The following is a 19,629-nucleotide window of genomic DNA, read 5'->3' on the forward strand; positions in this document are numbered from 1 at the left end:
GATATCATGAGACAATATTTGGATCTTTGCCAACGTATCGTAGACGAAGGCACTTGGGTTAATAATGAAAGAACCAACAAACGCTGTTTAACCGTTATTAATGCCGACCTGAGTTATGATGTTGCCAATAATCAATTCCCGCTTGTTACCACTCGGAAAAGTTTTTGGAAGTCGGCCATAGCTGAAATTATCGGCTATATGCGCGGTTATCAAAATGCCGCTGACTTTCGTGCGTTGGGCACAAAAACCTGGGACGCTAATGCAAACTTAAATGAAGCATGGCTTAACAACCCTAATCGTAAAGGCGAAGATGACTTAGGGTTAATTTATGGCGCTTTAGGCAGAGCATTTCCAAAACCGAATGGCGGTCATGTTGATTTATTGCAAGGTATTGTCGATGATCTTTCAAAAGGTATAGATAATCGAGGCGAAATATTAACTTTCCTGCACCCTGGCGCATTTGATCTAGGCTGCTTACGCCCTTGTATGTACGAGCATCACTTTTCATTATTGGGTGACACTCTGTATTTAAACAGCACTCAGCGTAGCTGTGATGTGCCGCTTGGCTTAAACTTCAATATGGTTCAGGTCTATGTATTATTAGCATTAATGGCGCAAATAACCGGTAAAAAACCCGGTATGGCTTACCATAAAATTGTTAATGCTCATATTTATGAAGACCAATTAGCCCCCATGCGCGATATCCAACTGAAGCGTGAACCTTTAGCTGTGCCCAAATTGATTATTAACCCAGACATAAAAAGCCTCAAAGACATTGAAACCTGGGTAACCTTAGAGGATTTTAAGGTAGAAGGATATGAGCATCACGATGCTATTCAATACCCGTTTGCGGTGTAATTAAGTCGTAAATCAGTAGATTCAACTTAGGGCTGTGAATAAAGCTCCTCGTTACGATAACAGCTTTCAACTGAGAAAGTTGTCATTGTAATGGGGCTGGTAGCAGTTGAATGGAAAATTGACTGAGTGTATTTTTACTATGATGATTTTAAAGTGTATTAATCCTGAAAAGTCATCCCCAGAATAGCTACCGATTTCAATTATTAACTTTCAAGTAGATTGATGTGAAGTCTCACCAGTTTGTATTTTTCATCGCGTATATTGCTTAAGGCTTTGGCTTAATACGACATTTTCCTGATATATCACGACTATCCTCTTTTTCTTATATGGGCTTTGTCCACTCTCATGGTTTAACTCTGATTGTTTAACTCTCATAATACTTACTCAACAATCAACATGCCTTTATACATTTGCATCTGACAATGAAATGGATATTCGCCCTTTTCCAGTGCTGGTAATGCTATCGTCGTGGGTTTATCCAGCGCTAAATCCTGGCTAATCTCTAAGTCGGGTAGCAAGACGGTGGCTGAACATCCGGATTTATCTTGGCGTAAAAAGGTTATTTCTGTAGGTGTATTAGCCGCTATCTTAATTCGTGCTGGCTTATACACTCCGTCTTTAACCAGTATCGATGTGCTAGCGTCAACCTTAGTTTCATTTGATGGTTTATATAACCAAAACCACCAAATAATAAAACCGATTAATGCGATACACAGTAAATTGATTAACATCTTGAGCCTCCTAGTGTTCTTTAGCTTTAAACAAACGTAAGCGGTTAGCGTTACTCACGACTGTCAGTGATGAAAAGGCCATCGCCGCGCCGGCAATCACTGGGTTTAGCAAAATACCAAACACTGGATAAAGCACACCTGCCGCGAGGGGAATACCCGCGACGTTATAAATAAATGCGCCAAACAAGTTTTGTTTAATGTTGCGCAGCGTTGCTTTACTAATGGCTATCGCATCGGCTAAACCATGAAGCGAGCCGCGCATTAAGGTAATATCAGCGCTTTCTATCGCAACATCTGTGCCCGTTCCAATAGCAAAGCCGACATCAGCTAAGGCTAACGCTGGAGCGTCATTAATGCCATCACCGGTCATACCAACCACTTCATTTTGTTGCTGAAGTTCAGCGACTTTTTTGGCTTTATCTTCTGGCATTACTTCGGCGAAAAAGTCATCAATACCGACTTTTTTAGCCACAGCGGCCGCGGTCGCGCTATTATCTCCGGTTAACATAATCACTTTGATGCCACTGTCTTTGAGTCTCGCAATCGCTTCGATGGAATCAGACTTTATCGGATCTGATACAGCAATAATGGCCAACAACTGCCCTGCAAGTGCCAAATACATCGGTGTTTTAGCCTCTTCCGCTAATACCTGGGCTTTAGCTTCATGGAGACCAATATCAATGTGTTTGTCTTGCATTAATTTGAGATTACCAAACAATAATGTTTGTCCATCAACCTGCGCCTCTACACCTTTGCCAGAAATGGCAGTAAAGTGGTCAGTATTGATCGCATCAATACCTCTAGCACGCGCGCTTTCAACAATGGCTTGGGCTAATGGGTGTTCTGAGTGACTTTCAATCCCAGCAGATAAAGCAAGGACCTGCTCTTCACTGTCGGCATTAACCAAAATAATATCGGTAACTTGCGGTTTACCTTCGGTAATGGTGCCGGTTTTATCTAAAATCATGGCGGTGATTTTAGACGCAGTTTGCAATGCTTCACCGTTACGAATTAGCACACCCGACTCAGCCGCCTTACCCACACCGACCATGACCGACATTGGTGTGGCCAGTCCTAGCGCACAAGGGCAAGCGATAATTAATACTGTTGTTGCAGACACGATGGCAAATACGCTCGATGGTTCAGGACCAAAGTTAAACCACACCATGGCACTGACAATAGCGATGATCATAATGGCTGGCACAAAGTAAGCGGCTATGACATCAGCTAAACGACCGATCGGCGGCTTAGAGTTTTGCGCCCGTTTGACCATACTAATAATGCGCGCCAGTGCGGTATCTTTACCAACACGAGTAGCTTTAAATATGATTGATCCAGACTTATTCAAAGTACCGGTTACAACGTTGTCATCAACAGCTTTTTCAACCGGCATTGGCTCCCCGGTCAACATTGACTCATCAATGGTACTTTTACCTTCAATAACGACCCCATCGACTGGGATTTTTTCGCCAGGACGAACTCTTACGTGATCGTTAAGTAATACATGAGCAATATCGATGTCGACATCTTTTCCATCACGGATAACTCGAGCCGTTTTAGCTTGCAGGCCAATAAGACGCTTAATGGCTTCAGAGGTCTTACCGCGCGCTTTCACTTCTAGTGCTAAACCAAGATTAATTAACCCAATAATCATGGCGGTCGCTTCAAAGTAAACATGCCTTGCCATCTCAGGAAACCACTGCGGAAATGCCACAATTAACATCGAATATATCCAAGCCGTTCCTGTTCCTAAGGCGATGAGGGTATCCATATTGGCGTTATGGTTTAAAAAAGATTTCCAAGCACCAATATAAAAATGCCTACCTGATATCAGCATAATGGCAAGAGTAACTGCACCAACCAGTCCCCACACCACTTGCTCTGATAGGCTTGACACCGTCATTTCGCCAATAAAAAGTCCATAAATCATCAACGGAATACCGACTGATAAGGCGATAATGGTATGGCGTAATAGACTTTTATAATGCTGTAAATCAGCCTGCTCTTTTTCGTTCATGGCATCTTCTGCCGACTCAGCTTGGATTTGAGTGGCGTTATAACCGGCACTTTCTACCGCTTTTATAATCAACTCGGCAGCAACTTTACCCTTAACCAGTACCGTTCTGTCGGCAAAGTTCATCTCGGCCGAATCAACGCCTTGCACGCTGTTAATCGCTTTTTCAATTTTGCCCACACAACTCGCGCAGCCTGCTCCGAGGATATTGAGCTGCATAGTTGAGTGTGTTGTGTTCTCCATTACTTAATCTCCCTTAACATCAATTTGATATTGTCATGTTGAGCAACGCTTGATTTAGGGCTGTCAATTTGATTTGTACCTTCAATCAAGTTACAAACCATGTTTCCTGTCAACAAGTTATCTGCCATGGTTGACCATTGCTCAACGGCTTGTGAAAGCCTTGCTCTTAGTTTGACCATTTCATTAAATTGCTGCTGTGTTTCATCCAGCTTTTGTTTCACTAATGCCCGCACAAGATGACAGGCACTTTCACCGTGGTCGGTCTTAAAAAAATCACTTTAATTTCATCGACTGAAAAATCAAGCTTACGAGCGCTTAAGATAAATTGCATACGCGACTTATCCTCACCGTTATAAATTTTATAACCATTAACGGGCGATTTATTGGGATTAAGCAGTCCAATACGTGTGTAAAAGCGCACTGTGTCGGCGGTGATACTTAATTCATTAGCAAGTTGATTCACTTTCATATTGCCTCCCAAAGCTAGCATTAAACATTACACTAACTTGACTATAAACCTATGTGTTACACACAGGTCAAGCAAGGTTTGAATATTAAAATAATAGAGCGCATTTGAGCGTCCTATTATTAGAAGGTGGCTGCGGCATCATTTTAGTATGTTGTTTCATGATGATAGCCATTAACTCTTGATGATTAACTAACTTGACGGCTTCACCTTTAATAGTGGCGCTTCTAATGTTATAAACGGTGATTTTTTGAAAAAAGGTAGATGATTATGGGCCTGACATGACCATTGCAGTAGACATTGCTATTGAGGAAGATATCCTCAGTTGTGAAGATTTAAGCATTTTATTAGACAAAGCGAAGCTAGAGATAAAGAACTGCCCTACTAGTGATAATATTATCGCTATATTTAACAAAACCTCTTGCATACATTTCGTCCACTCAAATCAACATAACGACGGTAGCAAAGTCGTGTTAAACAAACGGCTAATTACATCGCAGTTAATTGAAAGTATAAAATTCCCTTTGATTAATATATGAATATCTGTGGACTAGTCTCATTAGCTAAAAATCAATTTCAAACCTACTACCAACAAAAGACCTGCAAAGGCCTTTTTTAGTATTGGCGTAGGTAAGGTGCTAGCTGCTTTGACGCCAACAGGGGCAAAAATCATTGAGCTAATGATAATACCGAATAATGCTGGTAGATAAATGTAACCTAAGGTACCAGAGGGCAAATCAGGCGCATCAAAACCTGCAATGACATATCCCGTCGTTCCAGCGATAGCAATTAAAAAACCGCTTGCCGAGGAGAAACCTACCGCTTGTTTCATTTGTAAACCGCAAACGGTTAAAAAGGGGACTAATAATACCCCGCCACCAATTCCCATCATACCTGCGACTAATGCGATTAAAATAGACACAATAAACAACACCCATGAAGGAGGTAGCTTACCTTCGCCTTTTGACTTAAAGGGAAATGCCATTTGAATGGCCATCAATATCACAAAAATCGCAAAAGCTTGCTGTAGCTGATCCGATGGGATCATTTCTGACACAAAACCCGCTGACAATGCCCCTAGAACAATACCAGGGAATATTGGTTTAAATAACGCCCAAGGAATGTTACCTCGTTTATGGTGTGCGGTTGCTGAAGATAAAGAGGTTAAAATAATGGTGCTCAATGACGTTGCAATAGCGACATGAGTTAATAAAGAAGAGTTAATGCCTACCCAAGGCAGAATATACAATAATGCGGGTACGATAATCAGCCCACCGCCAATACCTAATAATCCAGCCAAAAAACCTACAATTGCCCCTAATCCAAGACATATTGAAAAAACCAGTAACAAATTTTCCAAGGTATTCCCTTAACATTGATAAATATAAACTAGTGTAAAATATCTTCTAACTGATGTTGTTGAGTAAATTCAAACAGCACTTGTTTCACTTGGGCGGCATTAGAAACAGATAAACAAATTGTCAGTACTTGGTTTAATTGGGAGTGCGATACTCGTCGAAGAAGATAATTAATTCGCGCTAAACTCGCCTGGTTCATACTGAGCTTGGTGTATCCCATAGCCACTAATAAAAGCGCACCATAGGGTTCACCCGCAAGCTCACCACAAACACTAACATCTAAATCATGCAGTAGGCACTCATCCAATGCGCGCTTTAGCGCCCTTAAAATACTGGGATGATAGCTATCAAACAATGAGCTTACATTAGGATTATTACGATCTACAGCCAACAAGTATTGAGTTAAATCATTACTACCTACAGAGACAAAATCAACTCGCTTAGCCACATCATCTAATTGATACAGCAATGCAGGCACCTCAAGCATTACACCAATTTTTGGTCGTGTCAGCATACTATTCAATTCAATATTTAACTCATCATAAGCCTGATCAAGATATTCTATAGTTTGATCTATTTCATCTAGGTTACTGACCATAGGCAATAGAATTTGTAACTGTTTACCTTTACCACCCGCTTGTAACATCGCTCTTAATTGCATTAAAAACAACTCAGGATGATCAAGCGACAGCCTAATTCCTCGCCAACCTAAAAAGGGATTGTCTTCTTTAATGGGGAAATACGGTAAGGGTTTATCTCCACCAACATCAAGTGTACGCATTACAACAGGACGATCACCCGCTGCATTTAATACCCTTTGATAGACTTTAATCTGCTCTGCTTCGCTAGGGAATCGTTGATGCAACATAAAGGGAATTTCGGTGCGGTATAAGCCTATGCCATCGGCTCCATCAGCAATATCAGACTCAATCCCACTCAATAGACCCGCATTCAAATATAAATGAATACGTTTGCCATCAAGTGTCTTTGCAGGCAAAGACAGCTCGGCAGAGAAGCGTTTTTGTTTTTCAGCATCGACTCTTATAAGTGCTTGATATTCGGCCACCACTGCGGGTGATGGCGACACCAGTAACTGGCCTCGGTTGGCGTTTAGGACCAATAGCTTATTATCTATATTGGTCTCTAATACCTGCTCAACACCAACCAATGCAGGCACACCTAGAGCTCTTGCAAGGATTGCTGCGTGGGCATTAACACCACCCAGTTTAGTCACAATACCGGCTAACTTATGCCGTGGAAATTCTGCCAACATAGTCGCATCGACTTCTTTAGCAACCAGAATGACCGGTGTTTCAGGTTCAAACTCTAACCTATCGGGCTCAATTAACTGACGCAGCACCTTTTGACCGAGCTCGCGAATATCACTAGCTCGTTCTTTAAGGTAGGGATCATCCATTGCCAAGAATTGATCAATATATCGGATAGATACTCGACTTACTGCAGATTCAGCTCGCCAACCTGCGGCAACTTCTCGAATATATTCCCCCCCAAGACTACTGTCATCGAGCAACAGTTTAAAAGCGGAAAAAATAGAGGCCACATCTTCTGCTTTATCACGTTCAAATCGCTGTGAAATAGCACTTAACATATCTTTGCTGCGACTAATGGCTAATTTAACCCGAGTGGTTTCATGCTCTATGCTTTCACATGCTAAATCAGCTTGTTCTAGGGAAATAACCCCCCCGAGTACCAATCCCTTAGCGATTGCAATGCCACTTGATGCTGTGGTGCCATTAAAGACCACTTGGTCTTGCACATTAGTAATAGCCGCTTTATTTTTTAAACTGCGGATCACTACGGCTAATTGCGCCGCTAATGTCATTAAAAAGGCTTCTTCACCCTCGCTAAACTGGCGAGGATTGGGTTGCTGAACCACAATGACACCTACCACCATTTTTTGATAAATGATCGGTACAGCAAGAAAAGCGCGATACTCTTCTTCTTCAACCTCAGGGAATAATTTAAAGCGCGGGTGAATTCTTGCATCAGCTAAATTAACCGCTTCTTCGCGTTCAGCAGCTAATCCGACTAACCCTTCTGTTAATGGCATTCGAACATGGCCAACAGCAGATTGATGCAATCCTTCTGTAGCAGAAAGCACCAGCTGCTGGTGCTCAAGAAGATAAATAGAACAACACTGAGTGGCCATAGCATGCTTAGTTTGCACAACCAATAGCGATAATGCCGCTGTTAATGTGTTAGCAGCGGCAACGGCCTGTGTAATATCCCTAAGTGTATTTAACACTTTATTTATCCTTTAATGATGGCCCTTAATTTCGGTTGCGGCCTCTTCGCCTATTGTGATGAATCTCTCTGGTTTGCAAAGCTAGCGTGATTATTGCAAATTCCTTCATCACCTTCCGGTATACGTCTCGCTTAAAAGACACCACTTGCCTAACAGGATACCAATAACTCACCCAGCGCCAATCATCAAACTCAGGATGGCCTGAAGAATTCAAGTTAATGGTATTGTCATGACCTTTTAGTTGTAGCAAAAACCATTTCTGTTTTTGTCCGATACACACAGGTTTACTATCTTGTCGAATTAGCCGCTTCGGTAAACGATAACGTAACCAAGAGCGAGAAGTAGTCAAAATTTGAACATGTTCAGGTAATAAACCCACTTCTTCATATAATTCGCGATACATGGCTTGTTCGGCTGTTTCGCCTTCATCAAGCCCACCCTGTGGAAATTGCCAAGAATGCTGACCAAATCGTCGCGCCCACATAACTTGACCAGACTGATTACAGATAATGATGCCCACATTTGCGCGAAAGCCGTCGCTATCAATCACATGGACTCCAATTTCACAAAAATTTTCATTGATGTGATTGTTTCACAAAGCTTGCTTATCAGCAAACCCCTATTTGCAGCATCCTATGGGATAATTATAGCTTTTATGCATTCTTATCAACAACTAAATGTTCTCAACAGACTCGTTATCCACAAAATCTGTGGATATGTCTGTTTGAAACTTGCGTAAACTTAATAATTTGATTAAAAAACCACTTGTTACAAAGTGTTTTTAAATTTAACCAACAAACATTAAATACATTAAAAACAATAGATTGAACAACAAAAAAGACTATTTTACATTAACGAAATAAAAAGAGGTTACTTTTTAATCACCACCAAAGTTATACCAAGACACTAGAGCTATAACTAAAACTTATTCACAAATGACAACTGATTTTTTGAAATAAAATGCCTTTTTTGGCCATAAAAGTCATTGACTCACACTTTTACATCGGTTAAAGACAACAACTTTAGCATGTTATGCAACAAATCTGTGGATAACTATGTGGGAAAGACTAGGGATAAAAGCGTGTAACTTTTTTAAAGTCGAATTACTCCATAAATTAAAATGCGTTAAATTGCTTTATTTCATCAACTTAAATGACTTTCTGGCGGATAAATAACACCACCCAAAATAAACGACTATTATTTAACCAACCCGTTATTGTTCCATTAAAATCTACAATAACATCGCTATATTCATCAGAGTTATTTCATCAAACTGTTGAAGGGTATTTCTCAATTGTTCAACACAAACGGTTGCACTAGAGGCTAATATTGATAATCTACTGCCATAACTCAACATGATCAGCTTAAATGTTATGCCAAAACCATCACCACAAAGTCTGACAGAACTTATGCAAAGGGCCCAAGAAATGGCCGGTGTGTCTCTAGCTGACATAGCATTGGAAAATGGGATTAACGTGCCTCAAGACCTAAAACGGGATAAAGGTTGGGTAGGACAATTAATAGAAATGGAACTTGGTGCCTTAGCCGGTTCAAAACCTGAACCTGACTTCATCCATTTAGGAGTAGAGCTAAAAACAATTCCAATTGATCACAAAGGTAAACCACTGGAAACTACCTACGTTACCGTTGCCCCCTTGACTGACATTCATGGCCTCACTTGGGAACAAAGTGTGGTGTTTCACAAGCTTCAATCTGTCCTTTGGGTTCCCATCGAAGGAGAACGCCATATTCCGGTTGGGCAAAGGCGGGTTGGTACTCCGCTACTCTGGTCGCCATCAACATCAGAAATGGCCTTACTAAAGCAAGATTGGGAGGAAATCATGGAAAAAATTGCTCTGGGGCAAGTCGAAAAAATTACCGCTCGCCATGGTGAAGTGTTGCAATTACGACCTAAAGCTGCAAACAGTCAAACATTAACCGAAAGTATTGGTCCAGATGGGGCTATTCAATTATCCAATCCACGTGGATTTTATTTGAAAATATCCTTCACCCAACAAATTCTTGAGAATGCATTTTTGTAAAAATATATTAATAAACTTTAGCAAACACTAATAAACCTCCTATTAATCATTATTAAGCTAAAAAAAACATTTTCTGTCACTCTATTGATCTAGATCACAAATACGACTAACACAAGTAGGGGTTTTTCGTTAAACTGCCGCTCTATTTGATGCTCATCTCGGATCTGATTTTTACTCTTGAAAGCCAAAAAACAACTTAAAAAACTCATCTTTGCCATTTTAGCTTGGTGCTTTGCCATGGCTGCATTTGTGTTTTTCCGATATGCACAAACGCCTGAGCTGCCACAATGGGCTATTGGCAATGGTGATCTTGCGACTCTAGCTATCTTTATGGGCTGTGTTTTTGGATGCTTACATTGGATGTCAAATCTAATAGCCGACTTTAGTGCAATTAGTCGTTTACCTTATATTTTCTCGGTTATTTTTAAGGGCTTATTTCTATTATTAGGTGCGACCACTATTGCCTATGTGACCCAATACTTAAACATGTGGGCTATTGAAAATCATATGGTTACCTTAAGACAAATGCTGACCGCGCATGTTCTTTACAGCCCTTCTTTTCAAGCATTAGTGGTTTATTTAGTCGTTGTGAGGGTTGGGTTGGCCTTTATAGAACAAATGGCCTTACTGGTTGGTCCAAGGGTGTTATTGAATATTGGTCTTGGTAAATATCATAGGCCCCGCTATGAACAACGCCTATTTCTATTTCTTGATATGGCTTCGTCGACCTCACATGCTGAAGCACTGGGTGACTATCGATTCTCACGCTTGATCCAGGACAGTTTTAGTTTATTAGCTGATACTGTGATCAAAAATGATGCAGAAATCTATCGATATATGGGTGATGCAGTGCTGATTTACTGGCCACTTGAAGAAGGCATAAAAGAAGATCGTTGTTTAAATATTTACTTTGAGTTTTGCACTGAATTGCAATGGCAAAGAAAGTATTTTGAGCAACAATATGGTTTTGTGCCTAAATTCAAAGCTGCGGCCCATTGTGGTCAAGTTGTCGCTGCGGTTGTAGGCGTACACAAACAAGAGATTAGTTTCTTTAGTGATGTGTTAAACACACTGGCAAGACTGCAAGATCAATGTAACCCATTAGGACAAAGAATGCTGCTGTCAGGAGATGTTGCCCATCGCCTAGAGCAGCAGGACAGCCTCTATCAACTTAAAGATTTGGGTTTAGTCCCACTTAAAGGCAAACAACACCCTATTGAAGTCTATGCTGTCAGTACCAAACAAAAATCTATATGACTTGAAACTGTGCACAAAAAACTGTGTACAAAGTCATTGTTGAACTCTGAATAACTAAGGACGGCATAGCCAACTGGTGTTTATATCACTACGTTAAATAACAATATTAAGATTTACTCATCGCTTGGGGCATTAATTTTTGCTGCATGGCCAAACCTAAGGTTCTAAAGGTACTTATGCGGCTGGTTGTTTGACGCCATACTAGACCAATTTCACGATATGGGGCATCACCTGGTGGGTCAATCACCTTAAGTTCAGTATCGTTTAAAATCCCCGCATCAATAGCCATCTGAGGTAAAAAGGTTGTCCCCAGCTTACTGTCCACCATCTGCACTAACGTGTGTAGACTAGTCGCGGCAAAAGGATTGATTTTTGCACTATTACCTAACTGGCAAGCGGTAATAGCATGACCCGTAATACAGTGTTCAGCTTGCAGTAAAAAAATACTTTCATCAGGCATCAATTGGTAATCAATTGGCTGCACCACATCATATGAGAGCTCTCGGTGCATCACCATTTTAAATGGATCGATACCCACTTTCATACTATGAAACCCACTCGTATCCACAGGCAATGCTAGAATCAATAAATCCAATTCTCCCTTAGCTAGCGCGTCTAATAAACGTTCAGTGGTATCTTCTTTCAATAATAGTGACAGCTGTGGATAGTCCTTTTGACAGAGTTTAACGACTCTGCTCAACAAGAATGGCGCGATGGTAGGAATACAGCCCAAACGTATTTCCCCTGTCATCGGGGCGCCTTGGTTTTTAACCAATTCAACCAGGTCATCTACATCGGTCAGAATATTGCGAGCTCGCTCAACAACTTCTTCACCAATAGCGGTGAACATAAAAGATTTATGATCACGTTCAATCAATTGATAACCAAGCTGTTCTTCTAAATTCTGAATACCACTAGACAGTGTCGACTGGCTGACAAAACATATTTTAGCTGCACGATTAAAATTTTGCTCTTGATGTAAGTTAGTCAGGTAATAAAGATTTTTTAAACTCGGAAGACTTTTCATATAATCGATTATATCAAAGGATAGTAATTTGAATAATGAATTAACAACGGCAGAAAAACAAGGTTATCATGATGAACTAGGACACAAAGTTTAAAAAAATCGAAAAAAATACCCCTAAAATGAGGGGTATTTTTCAACAGCGTTCAACAAAAGACTAGAATGGGTTTAAGCTTTAGCTTGTAAAAATAACTTAAGTTGCTGTAAATCGCTTTCAGCATGATCAACTATTTCAGCTAACCAAGTTTTGTGTTCATCTGCCCACTTAGCTTCTTCGCCATGCTGTAGCAGCTGAGCAAACTGTTGAATACGCTTTAAACCAACAGAACCCGCTGCACCTTTAAACTTATGCGCTTCAGAACACAAGGCCTCTTTATCACCGTCATCGTTAGCTTTAATCAAACAACCAAGATACTCAGGCATCAATTGTTCGAACAACACAACACTTTTCAATAATGTACCAGCACCGATTGCACTGATGTATTGCTCAAGCGTGTTCAAATCCAAAATTGCATCTAACGGCGTTACGGACATTTAGGGCACCTCTAATTAATTTAAAATTCTAAGTCTAAGCCTATAAAATTAGCTTTATAATACCCCGTCCTTGCCCCTATGCAAGCTTTGCTAGATGTAAGCCTCTCAAACCTGCTAAGTGCAACATTTTGATAACAATTAAATAAACAACCTTATCCCATGCTTAAAAAAACATCTTAACAATTCGCACTATAATCTAGGTTTAAGATGATGAAAATTGAACAGCGTAATAGCAGCGAAACAAACTTAATATAGTCTGATAATAGCTTTCACGCCTTTTATTACTGAGTTATACGGTCCATTTTATCTCATTAACTAGCGGCATTAACTCGACCTTCAAATAACATAGAGCTAAGCATCTAATTAAGCTATTTTAGAAACAAAACAGCTCGAGGTATTAAAGTAAATCAAACAGTTGTTTTAGATTTGAATCAAAGAAAACCAACACAACCACTGATAAAATCGAGGTCATATCGCCTTTGGGTTAATGTTTTAAACAAAATCAGCATATTTTAAATTACTAAAAGTGAATATTTAGTCAAAAAACCAATTGGTGGCCATTGAGACTGTATTTGAAATAAAATTCACTATTTTTATTTCAAAAACAATTCAAGGCAGTTGTTACTAAAAAGTTATTAAATATAAACAGACATTCTAAAATTCTTTTTATTCATAAGGTTATACAGAAAATAACACAGTTTACGTTAACGTAAACCTGATGCAATATTACAGTTATTTAGTAATAAAATTTCACAACCATGCAATAATTGCGTTTGACCTTTGTACAAACTCAGTTTAATTTGAGAGGTTCGGGTGCATATCTATGGAATTTCTTCACATTTACCCCGAGTCGTATCTAGTTAGAGGTTTTAGGGGGTTTTTTGTATGAGCTTATATCATCCCAGTTTCGAGCGGGACAATTGCGGGTTTGGATTGATTGCGCAAATGGATGGCGACGCCAGCCATAGAATCGTGCGCACTGCAATTCATGGACTCGATCGCATGAAACATCGTGGTGGTATTGCAGCCGATGGACGTACAGGTGATGGCTGTGGTCTATTAATGCAAATGCCAACCGAATTTTTTGAAGCAATAGCAGCTGAAAATGACTGGCACTTAAGCCGTAAGTTTGCTGTGGGCATGTTTTTTCTAAGTCAAGATCAGCAAAAAGCTGACGAAGCTAAGTTTATTTTAGAAAAAGAATTACAACGAGAAACATTAAGTGTTGCCGGCTGGCGTAAAGTGCCTGTGAATCCAGATGTACTGGGCGAAATTGGTCGCAACAGTTTACCGCAAATTTACCAGGTACTAATAAATGCACCTGTAGGTTGGCGTGAAAAAGATTTAGAACGCCGCTTGTATATGGCGCGTCGTCGTCTTGAACAACAAATTACCAATGACGATGATTTTTATGTTGCCAGTTTATCGGGTCAAGTCATTGTCTACAAAGGCTTGATGATGCCTGCTGATTTACCGTCATTTTATAGCGATCTTGCCGACATCAGATTAAAAAGCGCGATTTGTTTATTTCACCAGCGCTTTTCAACTAACACCTCGCCTAAGTGGCCTTTAGCACAACCGTTTCGTTATTTAGCCCACAATGGTGAAATTAATACCATTACTGGTAACCGCCAATGGGCCCGTGCACGTGCTTATAAGTTTAATTCACCTTTGTTGCCTGATTTACAACAAGCGGCTCCCTTTGTGAATGAAACCGGTTCTGATTCATCCTCTTTAGATAACATGCTAGAAATGTTGTTATCTGGCGGAATGGATTTATACCGCGCAATGCGTTTGCTTATTCCACCAGCATGGCAGTCAAATCCAGAAATGGATGATGAATTAAAAGCATTTTATGACTTTAACTCTATGCACATGGAGCCATGGGATGGCCCTGCGGGTATCGTAATGACCAATGGTCGTTATGCGGCTTGTGCAGTTGACCGTAATGGCCTACGCCCTTCTCGTTACGTCATCACTAAAGACCGTATTCTTACCTTAGCCTCTGAAGTGGGCATTTGGGATTATGCTGCTGATGAAGTGATTGAAAAAGGCCGTGTAGGCCCAGGTGAATTGCTGGTGCTTGATACCTTAAATGGCCGTTTACATCAGTCATTTGAAATTGATAACGATTTAAAACGTCGCCACCCATACAAAGAATGGATGGCTAAAAACAGTCAAACTCTGATACCTGCTGAAAGCATCGACCCATCAAAACAAGGCTCAAGCCGTTTTGATGCCAAAACCTTATTGCAATATCAAAAGCAATTTGGTTTTACCCGTGAAGAACTTGAACAAGTGATATGGGTATTAGCCAGCAAAGGCGAAGAAGCTATCGGTTCAATGGGTGATGATACTCCCATGGCTGTGTTGTCGAAAAAATCACGATCATTGTATGATTATTTCCGTCAAAAGTTTGCCCAGGTCACTAACCCACCGATTGATCCATTGCGTGAAAAACACGTTATGTCGCTCGCCACTTGTGTCGGACGTGAACAAAATTTATTCAGCGAAACCACAGGTAATGCTTACCGTGTGATGTTTAACTCGCCCATTTTATTGTTTAGCGATTTTAATCAACTATTGGGATTAGACAGTACTAACTATCGTGCCAATACCGTTGATTTAAACTACGATGCCCATGAAACGCTCAAACAAGCTATTCATCGTATTACCGATGAAGCTGAGCGTTTTGCACGCAGTGGCACCACCTTGTTGATTTTATCTGATCGCGCTGTCGATAAAAACGCCCAGGTGATCCCTGCAGCAATGGCTGTTGGCGCAGTACAGACCCGTTTAGTCGACAAAAGTTTACGTTGTGACACCAACATTATTGTTGAAACGGCGTCAACACGTGATCCGCATCATTTTGCAGTATTAATTGGTTTTGGTGCCACGGCAATTTATCCATACCTAGCCTATGAATCCATTGCGGCGATGGCTAAAAAACACGCCATTGAAGATGTGACGTCCTTAATGCTTAACTTCCGTTATGGCATTGAAAAGGGCCTGCGTAAGATCATGTCAAAAATGGGCATCAGTACTGTGGGCTCTTATCGTTGTAGTCAACAATTTGAAGCCGTCGGTCTAGCCAGTGATGTGATTGAATTATGCTTTAAAGGCGTGATCAGTCGTATTGAAGGGGCAAGTTTTAGCCATATTGCTGACGATCAAAAAGTACTTCATACCGCGGCATATCGTGCGCATGTCCCCTTGCCACAAGGTGGTTTACTTAAGTATGTCGAGGGTGGCGAATACCACAGCTTCAACCCTGATGTGGTAAACAGCTTACAGGCATCTTTGAAAAATAAAGATTATCCTGCATACAAACAATTTGCCCGATTAGTAGATGAACGTCCTATTGCGACTCTACGTGATTTGATTGGCGTGAAAGGCTCACTAGCCGCAATTGAGTTAGACAAAGTAGAAGATGCAAGTCATTTATTTAGCCGCTTTGATAGCGCGGCTATGAGTATCGGTGCGCTAAGCCCTGAAGCTCATGAAGCGCTTGCTGTGGCAATGAACCGTTTAGGCGGTCGCTCTAACTCTGGTGAAGGTGGTGAAGATGCACGTCGCTTTAACACTGAACGTAACTCTGCCATTAAGCAAGTTGCCTCTGGTCGATTTGGTGTCACCGCGCATTACCTGGTTAACGCAGATGTATTGCAAATCAAGGTTGCTCAAGGGGCAAAACCGGGTGAAGGCGGTCAATTACCGGGCCATAAAGTCAGTGTTGAAATTGCCGGATTACGCCATGCTCGTCCTGGTGTCACGCTTATTTCCCCACCACCACACCATGATATCTACTCAATTGAAGATTTAGCCCAGCTGATTTTTGATTTAAAACAAATTAACCCTACCGCTTTGGTCTCAGTAAAGTTAGTTTCTGAGCCTGGTGTTGGCACCATTGCAACCGGTGTGGCTAAAGCCTATGCCGATATGATCACCATTTCAGGCTATGACGGCGGCACAGGCGCAAGCCCGATAACATCAGTGAAGTATGCCGGTTCTCCATGGGAATTAGGCCTAGCTGAGGTTCAACAGTCGTTAGTTGAAAATGGCCTACGCCATAAAATTCGTTTACAAGTTGATGGTGGCCTAAAAACCGGTACCGATGTCATTAAAGCTGCACTTTTAGGTGCTGAAAGTTTCGGTTTTGGTACCGTGCCTATGATCGCATTAGGCTGTAAATACTTGCGTATTTGTCATCTTAATAACTGTGCCACAGGCATAGCAACTCAGGACAAGAACTTACGTGATAACCATTATCATGGGTTACCTGAACGTGTTATGACTTACTTTGAATTTGTTGCCGAAGAAGTACGAGAGTGGATGGCCGCACTGGGTGTCAGTCAATTTGAAGACTTAGTGGGTCGTAGCGAATGGTTATATGCCCTTGAAGGCCAGACAGCTAAACAGCAAGGTCTAGATTTATCACCCATTCTGTATAAACCTGTCGTGCCAAGCACTTCATCACTCACGTGGAAAGAAATTAATCCGCCGCTAGATATTGGTCAACTTAACCAGACTCTGCTAGCTGATTGCAAAAAAGCCGTTGATGAAGGTGATAGCTATGCCTATCAATATGCCATTAATAACACCGACCGCTCTGTGGGTGCTGCACTGTCGGGTTACATTGCCAAGTTACATGGTGTAGCAGGCACTAAAGAGCCAATATCATTGGGCTTTACTGGCAGCGCAGGTCAAAGCTTTGGGGTATGGAATAGCCCAGGGTTAAACTTGAAACTGTGTGGCGATGCCAATGATTACGTTGGTAAAGGTATGTCGGGTGGCAAGATTGTTATTCACCCGCCGATAGGTAGTCCGTTCCAAAGTGAACGAAGTGCCATTATTGGCAACACCTGTTTATATGGTGCAACTGGCGGTAAATTATTTGCCGCAGGCCAAGCGGGCGAGCGATTTGCAGTACGTAACTCTGGCGCCATTGCGGTTATAGAAGGCTTAGGTGATAACGGCTGTGAATATATGACCGGCGGTATTGTTGTCGTATTGGGTAAAACCGGGGTGAACTTCGGCGCTGGTATGACTGGTGGCTTTGCTTATGTATTTGATCAATTCGGCCGCTTCAACCGCCGTGTCAATACTGAGTTAGTCGATACCTTGAAAGTTGAATCAACCATTCATCGCCAGCACTTAAGAGGCTTAATCGAAACTCATGTTGCCGAAACAGGCAGTGAGCATGCCCATTTGATTTTAAGTGATTTTGACAATTGGATAGACTGCTTTGTCATGGTTAAACCTAAAAATGTTGCCGTTGCTGATCTATTAAAAATCGAGCAAAAAAGCCCTGAATTAGCTGTTAAGGCGGGATAATAAACATGAGTAATGATTTTCAATTTATCGAAGTGGGTCGTATTGACCCAACCAAGCACGCGGCAGAAAAACGTGCGACTCAGTTTATTGAGATTTATCAGCCGTTCACCCAGCCAGAAGTCAGTGCTCAAGCCGATCGCTGCTTAGACTGTGGTAATCCATATTGTGAATGGAAATGCCCGCTGCATAACTACATCCCTAACTGGATTGAGCTAGCCAAACAAGGACGCATAATGGAAGCGGCAGATTTGGTGCATGAAACCAACACGCTACCTGAAGTTTGTGGCCGAGTGTGTCCACAGGACCGCTTATGTGAAGGTGCATGTACCTTAAATGATGACTTTGGTGCAGTCACTATAGGCAGCGTAGAAAAATACATTACCGATACCGCGATAGCCCAAGGCTGGCGTCCAGACTTATCCAATGTAACCCCGCGTAAAGAGCGCGTGGCAATTATTGGAGCCGGCCCTGCTGGTCTTGGTTGTGCTGACATTCTTGCCCGTAACGGTGTACAAGCGGTAGTTTATGACAAATACCCTCAAATTGGTGGTTTACTAACCTATGGTATTCCATCATTTAAGTTAGATAAAACAGTTATGGCCACCCGTCGCTCTGTAATGGAAGGTATGGGTATTCAATTTAAATTGAATACCACTATTGGCAAAGATATCAGTTTTCAAAGTTTATTAGACCAATACGATGCGGTCTTCTTAGGCATGGGAACTTACACGGCAATGCCAGCTAAGTTACCTAATGAAGATGCACAGGGTGTATTGCAAGCTTTGCCTTATCTGATTGGCAACACTCACAAAGTGATGGGCACAAATGACAACAGCACGCCTTATATTAGCCTAGAAGGCAAAAATGTGGTTGTACTAGGCGGTGGTGACACTGCCATGGATTGTGTTCGAACAGCGATTAGACAAGGCGCCAAAAGCGTCACCTGTGCTTATCGTCGTGATGAGGCCAACATGCCAGGGTCTGCACGTGAAGTTCAAAATGCCCGCGAAGAAGGCGTTAAATTCCTTTTTAATCGCCAACCGGTTGCTGTTACAGCTGATAATGGCGTGGTAGTGGGTATTGAATGCGTTGAAACCCAAATGGGTGACGCGGATGCCTCTGGACGTCGTCGTGCAGAAGTGATTGCCGGCAGCGAGCAAGTACTAGAAGCTGATGCGGTTATTGTGGCGTTTGGTTTCCAGGCCAGCCCTGCGGCTTGGTTTGATGATTTTGGAATCGAAACCAATGAATGGGGATTAGTTAAAGCGAAAAAATCTGATGCCAATCCATTCCAAACCACTAACCCAAAAGTGTTCGCTGGTGGCGACATGGTCAGAGGGTCCGACTTAGTGGTTACCGCTATTGCCGAAGGGCGTGATGCTGCATTAGGCATTTTAAACTTTATTGACTAAACAAAAGAGTTTACTTGTGAATTTGCACACCTTCTGGTGTGCTTTTTTTTGTCTATTGATAACTCATCTCCTTTTTTGGAAATCATAAAA

At 41.5% G+C, this 19,629-nt stretch carries 14 protein-coding genes; 5 read left to right on the forward strand and 9 right to left on the reverse strand.

Translation table 11 applies throughout. From position 1 onward, the window contains the following. The first annotated feature begins 6 nt into the window (after positions 1-6). Positions 7-858 (forward strand): thymidylate synthase, encoded by an 852-nt coding sequence (locus ACRWQL_RS05365; RefSeq protein WP_434952683.1) that lies wholly within the window; start codon positions 7-9, stop codon positions 856-858. 380 nt (positions 859-1,238) lie between these two features. Here ACRWQL_RS05365 and ACRWQL_RS05370 read toward each other — a convergent pair whose 3' ends face one another. The 7 genes from ACRWQL_RS05370 to rppH form a co-directional block, all read right to left on the reverse strand. Beyond that, positions 1,239-1,589, reverse strand: coding sequence for a cupredoxin domain-containing protein (locus ACRWQL_RS05370; RefSeq protein WP_434952684.1), 351 nt, complete (start codon positions 1,587-1,589; stop codon positions 1,239-1,241). A 10-nt stretch (positions 1,590-1,599) separates the two neighbouring features. Beyond that, positions 1,600-3,846: a heavy metal translocating P-type ATPase gene (locus ACRWQL_RS05375; protein WP_434952685.1), complete on the reverse strand. Its 2,247-nt coding sequence runs from the start codon at positions 3,844-3,846 to the stop codon at positions 1,600-1,602. Beyond that, entirely contained in the window at positions 3,846-4,067 is a 222-nt protein-coding gene (locus tag ACRWQL_RS05380) for a hypothetical protein (protein ID WP_434952686.1), read from the reverse strand. Before ACRWQL_RS05380 ends, ACRWQL_RS05375 begins: the two co-directional genes overlap by 1 nt. Continuing rightward, positions 4,067-4,315 carry a MerR family transcriptional regulator gene (locus tag ACRWQL_RS05385; protein WP_434952687.1) on the reverse strand — a complete coding sequence of 83 codons (249 nt, stop codon included), beginning with the start codon at positions 4,313-4,315 and terminating at the stop codon, positions 4,067-4,069. Before ACRWQL_RS05385 ends, ACRWQL_RS05380 begins: the two co-directional genes overlap by 1 nt. A gap of 556 nt (positions 4,316-4,871) precedes the next feature. Next, entirely contained in the window at positions 4,872-5,672 is an 801-nt protein-coding gene (locus ACRWQL_RS05390) for a sulfite exporter TauE/SafE family protein (RefSeq protein ID WP_434952688.1), read from the reverse strand. Between the two features lie 29 nt (positions 5,673-5,701). Next, the gene (gene ptsP / locus ACRWQL_RS05395) at positions 5,702-7,936 is read right to left on the reverse strand and encodes a phosphoenolpyruvate--protein phosphotransferase (RefSeq protein ID WP_434952689.1); all 2,235 of its coding nucleotides are present in this window, start codon (positions 7,934-7,936) and stop codon (positions 5,702-5,704) included. Positions 7,937-7,961: 25 nt separating this feature from the next. Continuing rightward, positions 7,962-8,486 carry an RNA pyrophosphohydrolase gene (gene rppH, locus ACRWQL_RS05400; protein ID WP_226410719.1) on the reverse strand — a complete coding sequence of 175 codons (525 nt, stop codon included), beginning with the start codon at positions 8,484-8,486 and terminating at the stop codon, positions 7,962-7,964. An 823-nt stretch (positions 8,487-9,309) separates the two neighbouring features. Between rppH and mutH the strand changes: the two genes are divergently transcribed. Together mutH and ACRWQL_RS05410 are read left to right on the forward strand one after the other, a co-directional pair. Further along, positions 9,310-9,978, forward strand: coding sequence for a DNA mismatch repair endonuclease MutH (gene mutH, locus ACRWQL_RS05405; RefSeq protein ID WP_434952690.1), 669 nt, complete (start codon positions 9,310-9,312; stop codon positions 9,976-9,978). A 237-nt stretch (positions 9,979-10,215) separates the two neighbouring features. Further along, positions 10,216-11,235 (forward strand): adenylate/guanylate cyclase domain-containing protein, encoded by a 1,020-nt coding sequence (locus ACRWQL_RS05410; protein WP_434952691.1) that lies wholly within the window; start codon positions 10,216-10,218, stop codon positions 11,233-11,235. 106 nt (positions 11,236-11,341) lie between these two features. Here ACRWQL_RS05410 and oxyR read toward each other — a convergent pair whose 3' ends face one another. Continuing rightward, positions 11,342-12,262, reverse strand: a complete 921-nt coding sequence (gene oxyR, locus ACRWQL_RS05415) for a hydrogen peroxide-inducible genes transcriptional activator OxyR (RefSeq protein WP_434928551.1) — start codon at positions 12,260-12,262, stop codon at positions 11,342-11,344. Between the two features lie 165 nt (positions 12,263-12,427). Then, positions 12,428-12,793 carry an Hpt domain-containing protein gene (locus ACRWQL_RS05420; RefSeq protein WP_434928550.1) on the reverse strand — a complete coding sequence of 122 codons (366 nt, stop codon included), beginning with the start codon at positions 12,791-12,793 and terminating at the stop codon, positions 12,428-12,430. Positions 12,794-13,678: 885 nt separating this feature from the next. On the opposite strand from ACRWQL_RS05420, the gene gltB reads away from it, so the two are divergent. Both gltB and ACRWQL_RS05430 read left to right on the forward strand, forming a co-directional pair. Beyond that, positions 13,679-18,127, forward strand: coding sequence for a glutamate synthase large subunit (gene gltB / locus ACRWQL_RS05425; protein WP_434952692.1), 4,449 nt, complete (start codon positions 13,679-13,681; stop codon positions 18,125-18,127). 5 nt (positions 18,128-18,132) lie between these two features. Continuing rightward, positions 18,133-19,539 carry an FAD-dependent oxidoreductase gene (locus ACRWQL_RS05430; RefSeq protein WP_434952693.1) on the forward strand — a complete coding sequence of 469 codons (1,407 nt, stop codon included), beginning with the start codon at positions 18,133-18,135 and terminating at the stop codon, positions 19,537-19,539. Positions 19,540-19,629 lie beyond the last annotated feature (90 nt).

It is taken from the genome of Shewanella sp. HL-SH4 (assembly GCF_051164845.1).
Classification (GTDB): domain Bacteria; phylum Pseudomonadota; class Gammaproteobacteria; order Enterobacterales; family Shewanellaceae; genus Shewanella; species Shewanella glacialimarina.

What these genes read in the sequence shown, in the direction of transcription:
- ACRWQL_RS05365 (WP_434952683.1), top strand. Translation starts at nt 7, where the DNA reads ATGAGACAATATTTGGATCTTTGCCAACGTATCGTAGACGAAGGCACT.
- ACRWQL_RS05370 (WP_434952684.1), bottom strand. Translation starts at nt 1,589, where the DNA reads ATGTTAATCAATTTACTGTGTATCGCATTAATCGGTTTTATTATTTGG.
- ACRWQL_RS05375 (WP_434952685.1), bottom strand. Translation starts at nt 3,846, where the DNA reads ATGGAGAACACAACACACTCAACTATGCAGCTCAATATCCTCGGAGCA.
- ACRWQL_RS05385 (WP_434952687.1), bottom strand. Translation starts at nt 4,315, where the DNA reads ATGAAAGTGAATCAACTTGCTAATGAATTAAGTATCACCGCCGACACA.
- mutH (WP_434952690.1), top strand. Translation starts at nt 9,310, where the DNA reads ATGCCAAAACCATCACCACAAAGTCTGACAGAACTTATGCAAAGGGCC.
- ACRWQL_RS05410 (WP_434952691.1), top strand. Translation starts at nt 10,216, where the DNA reads ATGGCTGCATTTGTGTTTTTCCGATATGCACAAACGCCTGAGCTGCCA.
- oxyR (WP_434928551.1), bottom strand. Translation starts at nt 12,262, where the DNA reads ATGAAAAGTCTTCCGAGTTTAAAAAATCTTTATTACCTGACTAACTTA.
- ACRWQL_RS05420 (WP_434928550.1), bottom strand. Translation starts at nt 12,793, where the DNA reads ATGTCCGTAACGCCGTTAGATGCAATTTTGGATTTGAACACGCTTGAG.
- gltB (WP_434952692.1), top strand. Translation starts at nt 13,679, where the DNA reads ATGAGCTTATATCATCCCAGTTTCGAGCGGGACAATTGCGGGTTTGGA.
- ACRWQL_RS05430 (WP_434952693.1), top strand. Translation starts at nt 18,133, where the DNA reads ATGAGTAATGATTTTCAATTTATCGAAGTGGGTCGTATTGACCCAACC.